The sequence below is a fragment of the Pseudomonas helleri genome, from assembly GCF_009600315.1.
In the GTDB taxonomy this organism is placed as follows: domain Bacteria; phylum Pseudomonadota; class Gammaproteobacteria; order Pseudomonadales; family Pseudomonadaceae; genus Aquipseudomonas; species Aquipseudomonas helleri_A.
The window spans coordinates 1-286 of sequence record NZ_WIWC01000156.1; the positions used below are offsets into that span (position 1 = coordinate 1).

Below are 286 nucleotides of genomic sequence, written 5' to 3' on the forward strand. Positions count from 1 at the left end.
CCGGGTTAACCGGTTGGCCTTCACGTGACCAGGCGCGGCAACGGCCATCGTGCAGGACCAAAACTCGCGGGGCCAAGGCATCGTCAGCACCAATTCGATCAAGCACTTGGCCGGTGACACTGGCGTCACGCACTTCGATACTCACTTCACCCGGCCACCCCGGTAGCGACTTCAACAGATGCAGCGTGAGCTTTTCGCTGTCCGGCGTCGCCGTAGCGTTCAAATACAAGCCTTCGTAGGCGCGAGCCAGCCGGACTTCTTTGGCCGTCCATTGAAGCTGCTCGGT

At 60.8% G+C, this 286-nt stretch carries 1 protein-coding gene; it reads right to left on the bottom strand.

Going from position 1 to position 286, the window contains the following annotated elements:
- On the bottom strand, positions 1-286 hold a 286-nt coding region (locus GHN86_RS23530; protein WP_194286576.1), incomplete at both ends, for a hypothetical protein.